At 57.3% G+C, this 4956-nt stretch carries 4 protein-coding genes and 1 pseudogene; 2 read left to right on the top strand and 3 right to left on the bottom strand.

Annotation, left to right across the window (positions count from 1 at the left end; translation table 11 throughout):
* On the top strand, positions 1-602 hold a 602-nt coding region (locus B0G83_RS37755), incomplete at its 5' end, for a Xaa-Pro peptidase family protein (RefSeq protein ID WP_146120371.1).
* 65 nt (positions 603-667) lie between these two features.
* Here B0G83_RS37755 and B0G83_RS37760 read toward each other — a convergent pair.
* The 3 genes and pseudogenes from B0G83_RS37760 to B0G83_RS37770 form a co-directional block, all read right to left on the bottom strand.
* Positions 668-867, bottom strand: a pseudogene (locus tag B0G83_RS37760) (Lrp/AsnC ligand binding domain-containing protein); the annotation flags it as partial.
* Positions 868-1113: 246 nt separating this feature from the next.
* Positions 1114-2151, bottom strand: a complete 1038-nt coding sequence (locus tag B0G83_RS37765) for a LysR substrate-binding domain-containing protein (protein ID WP_105512335.1) — start codon at positions 2149-2151, stop codon at positions 1114-1116.
* A 494-nt stretch (positions 2152-2645) separates the two neighbouring features.
* A complete protein-coding gene (locus B0G83_RS37770) occupies positions 2646-3848 on the bottom strand; it encodes an aminotransferase class V-fold PLP-dependent enzyme (protein WP_258168515.1) in 1203 nt (400 codons plus the stop codon).
* Between the two features lie 359 nt (positions 3849-4207).
* Here B0G83_RS37770 and B0G83_RS37775 point away from each other — a divergent pair.
* A partial coding sequence (locus tag B0G83_RS37775) for an MFS transporter (RefSeq protein ID WP_181157190.1) occupies positions 4208-4956 on the top strand: 749 nt, incomplete at its 3' end.

Genomic DNA, 4956 nt, shown 5'->3' on the forward strand with positions numbered 1-4956 from the left:
CCAAGCCCGGCATCAGCGAGCGCGAACTGGGGCTGGCGTTTCATGAGCGGACCGCGCGCGAAGGCGGCTATCCGGTATTGGGGTGTATCGGCTCCGGTCCGCGCTCCGCGATGCCGAACGTTGAGCCTGGCGATCGAAAGCTTGAGTATGGCGATGTGATCCGCTTCGATGTGGGCGGCCGGTACCGGCATTACCGCGCCGACATTTCGCGCATTGCAGTGCTCGGTGAGCCCACCGAACGTGTTCGTCAATACCATCGCGCGCTGCACGTCGGTGTGCTCACAGCACTCGAGATGATCCGGCCGGGCGTGAAGACGTCCGATGTCTTTGATGCCGCTGTCAAAGCTGTTCAGCGCGAAGGAATCTCGCACTACAAGCGCAGCCACGTCGGGCACGGTATCGGCATCGACGGGTACGACGTTCCCAACCTTACCCCGTCGAGTACAGTCGTCATTGAAGAAGGGATGACACTGTGCGTCGAGACGCCATATTACGAACTCGGCAGCTGGGGGCTTCAGGTCGAAGACATGATTGTTGTCCGCCGGGATGGCATTGAGTCTTTGATGTCGACCGATGGCGCTTTAAAGGTCCTCGACCGTTAAGCCGGCGCGCGGGTCGCCGTCCCGCTCATGTACGAGCGGGGCGGCCGTTGCGACGGGGCTACGATTCATCCCCCAGTCTTATCCGCATAGACCAGCGTGGGTCCTTGTTCGGGCAACGGGAAGCCGTCTTGTAGCGGATTTGCTTCAACGCGAAACTCGCTCCGCTGTTCGATACGCCCGGAATCGTCGCGAGCCGTTCGATGATGAACCGCTCGAGCGTCCGCATGTCGGGCATTTCCACGCGTAGCAGGTAATCGACATCTCCAGGGGTGCTCATTTCAATGCTTCTTAACTCAATGGTCGTTTCGATACCTCGATTTTGGCGCTCTGATGTCGGATACAGCGAGGGCTCCGTCGCTCCTGTGACCTCTCCGTCTCGACGGGGAAGGGAAGCGTCTATACCATCTCCGAGTCACGAATCGCCAGGTGTGACCCTGTCCATGCCGTGCAGCTCCAGCAGAAATGCTAATCTGCGTTCAAATTTTCGATCGCGGCGCAGCCTGCACACTGCCTAGACCGGTCCGTCGTCGTCATCGAAGGTATCAGGTCCACCTGCGGACCTGTCATACGACGATGGATCGTCGTCACCGGGGGCACCGGGTTTTTGATGCGCTAAAGCCCCAGCAATTCGTTCAAAGACAGAAGGTTGTGTTGTGACAAGGTCGCCTGCGACCGAGATAGCGGTGTCGACCACGTGGTGTGCCATCTGCAGTATCTGGGTGAGAGCGGCAGAGGGGTTCACCAGAAAGCCATAGGTGACCTTCAGCGGCACCGTTAATCGGCGGGCAACAACGCCGCGATCGCGAAAAGAAGAAGCGAGGATGGGATCGGAAATCGAGACGCCAACACCACGAGCGACTAGCTCGCACGCGGTGGCGCCTGATCCCGTTTCAATAATTGGTCTAAACGGCTTGCCAGCACCGACCGCAGCCACATCTATCTGTGAACGCAAAAGTGTTGTCTGACGCAGCGCAATGAATGGCTGAGACGCGAGTTCCGTTATATCGACGACTTCCTTGCTGGCCAGCGGATGCGCCTCGGGAATCGTCGCTACTAGTTCCACTTCGGCGAAGCTAAATTGTTCCAGGTCCGTCTGAGTGAATGGGAGCGCGACGATCGCAAGATCAACGTTGCTTCGGGAAACCCAGAGACCTATTTCTCTCACACAGAGATCAATCGCGAACTTGGTCCCTTCCGAGCGGTACATGCTCTCGACCGAACTGGGGACCAGATTGCCGAGTAGGAATGGCTCCGCAGCAACAACAAGCGGACGCCCTCTCTTCTCCTTGATATCTTCGGCGAACCCTGGCAGACGATCGAAGTTCGATAGCAAGGGCTCGATGTGCGAGTAGAACCGGAGACCATCGACAGTAGGTATCAGACGACGCCCTTCGCGGGTGAAGAGCTGAAAACCCAAGGAGTGCTCCAGGCCAGAGATCATGCGGCTGACTTGAGGCTGCGTGCGGAAGACGATCGCCGTTGCGCCGGTCGCTGTTCCGGTTTGCATAATGGCCCGGAACGCCTTCAACCATTCGAGTCGGATCTCCATCCTGTCACTCCGCTGTAGACAACGAATTAGAATCTAAGAGCACGAGTGCCAGACGGCGACCCAAGCCATGAGAGCAATGGTCGATTTCAGAAGCGCCGCAACCTGAAGATGACCTGTCCCGTCCATCAAGATTGAGGCGAACCAAATGATTTGCTTATGCATAGCATACATGGCTCGGTACCCGGCAGGACCAGTTGCGCCCCGATGAAAGCCTTGGAGAGGCAAGCAATGTCCCGCGTACGGCTGCTTGTGCGAAAGAACGCTCCCAGCCGACGCGGTTGTGAGGCAGGGTTGCATAGCGCCGTCGATACCATATGGCAGTGGCTTCGTCTCTCGCGCAATTCGGGAGAAACGGGCTCGACCGTACGAGGACTGCGCAAGGACCGTGTGCGAACGCCCGTCGGTTGCGACCGTCGTATGCCGAAAACGCTTGCGGCTAACGACACGCCGAGCAGGCGTGGGTTAGCCGCACCATACAGCTGTGCTGGGAGTGGTCAGCAGTCCTTCAGCGCTGACATCATGCGGTCAATATCGTCTTCGTTGTTGTAAAAGCTCGGGGAAATGCGAAGTGCACCGGCCCGCACCGCAAGATCAACGCCGGCGGCGCTCATGTCTCTCTCAGCACGTTCAACATCCAGATTGTCTTTGGTGAACAAGAGCAAGCCGGAGGTCTCGTCCGGATGACTGCGCGGGCTGACGATGCGCCACCCTTGGGATTGCAATGATTCAGCTGCGTAGGCCACGATGGCCGAGATTTTTTGTTGGGCCCCAACTGGCGTTACCGCCAGGTGCATCCGGACCGCTGCATCAAGGCCCCAGATACCAGGGAAGTTCGCCAACGCCTCCTCGAAGCGCGCCGCCCCTGGGCGGTATTCGAGGATGTAATCCATGTGTGCCTCGCCTCGGTCGACCGTGTGGTATCCGACGCTCGGTGGATCAAGGAGGTCGATCGACTTCTCGTTGCAGTAGAAAATGCCCGTTCCAATCGGCGCGAGAAGCCACTTATGGCCGCCGAACGACATAAAGTCTACGTGCACGTCCGCGAGATTCAGGGCCTGATTGCCAACCCACTGAATTGCGTCGAGGTTGAGAAGCACCTTGCGTTTCAGGCACAACTCAGAAACTGCGGCGAGGTCCTGCTTGAACCCGCTGGAGAACTGCACTGCGCTCAGCGACAGGAGTCGGGTTCGGCTGTCCATCAACGCAGCGATGTCATCCAGCAGGACCCGGCCGTTCTTCGCCTTGATCCATCGGATTTCAACGCCAAGCTTCGCCAGCTTCATCCAGCAGTACACATTCGACGGATATTCGATGTCGGGTAGCAGAACGTTGTCACCTTTGCGCCACTGCAGACCGTTGGCGACCGTGACTAGGCCTTCTGTCGTGTTTTTGACGAACGCAATCTCGCTCCGCTTGGCCCCGATCATCGCGCCGACGCGCGCCTTTATGGCCGTTTCTGCATAATCACACCACTGCGGGTAGCGGTTGCGGCCGTTGTCACGGACGTCGCCCATGAAATGCTCCATCGCTGACATCACCAGCGTCGACGCGGGGGCGATCGAGGCATTGTTCAGATACGCGCGGTTGCGGGTAATTGGGAAAAAGTCCCTCACGTTTGCAAGCGATAAACCTAGAGGTGCATCGTCGCGGAAAGGCGTGATGGCCAGACTACCTTCCTTTTGTTCGGCTACAAGCATCTTCATCTCCTGAGATCGTGGCCGAGTGTAGGCGCGTCATAAATTCTTTCCCAAATTCATTTTGTGGTGCGGCTTATGCGTCCGCTGCATGCCCCGAAGAAACTTGCGATTCGGCGAGATGCTGACGCACTGCGCGACGGGAGTGTTTGGAACCAAAGGACCTTTATCCGGCGCCGAACTAACCGTATGTACGAATGCCCGGCATCGACACAAAACAAGCATGTATCCCGCGCATAAGGAGTCAATTTTGGCACATTTGCGTTCTGCTATGACGGCAGCCATCCTTATCACATCAGCGTGAAACGATGATCTTCGGGCGTCAGATCCCTGGCGTCTCGATAACTACGTGGGGAAGAGACATGTTGGAAGAATCCAGTCGGCCGGTGCGCCCCTTGTCGGATAACAAGGCAGATGGGGCGGCGGCGTCTGCCGCGGGAAGTGAGCGGTCGTGGCGGGTCGACATCCTCGCGAAACATTGGTGGGCCCTCGCGGCCGCCGTATTGGGGAATGTACTAGATGCATTCGATGTAATGGTCTACGCCTTCGCGTTGACGACGATTCTTCACGCTTGGAACCTAACGACACTGCAGGCTGGGTTTCTTGCGACTGTCTCGCTGCTCGCATGTTCCATAGGTGGCGTTTTGTCGGGCCCGATTGCGGACAAGATTGGTCGCAAGCGCTCGATCGTTTTGTGCATAACGGTGTTCACGATCTTCGCGGGACTAAGTGCTTTCACGCAGAACCTTACGCAACTTGCAATCGCACGCGCGATATTGGGGTTGGGATGGGGTGGAATGTGGACTGTTTCCATTTTGCTAATTTCGGAATCCTGGCCGGTCAAGCATAGGGCTAAAGCGCTCTCTGTGACACAGGCCGGCTGGTCGCTCGGTTACATTGCTGCTGCGGCAGCCTCTGCCTTTGTCCTTCCTGCTTTCGGTTGGAGAACCCTCTTTTTCCTCGGTGTCATTCCTGGGTTACTTATTTTCTGGATCATCCGCCACGTCGATGAAAGCCCGCTTTATCTCAAGGCGCGTGCGGAGAATCGAATGAAGGCAGACTACCTTCAGATTTTCAAAGGCGATATGCGTCGTTCGACTTTGATGATGTG

Source organism: Paraburkholderia sp. BL21I4N1 (assembly GCF_002973525.1).
Lineage (GTDB): Bacteria > Pseudomonadota > Gammaproteobacteria > Burkholderiales > Burkholderiaceae > Paraburkholderia.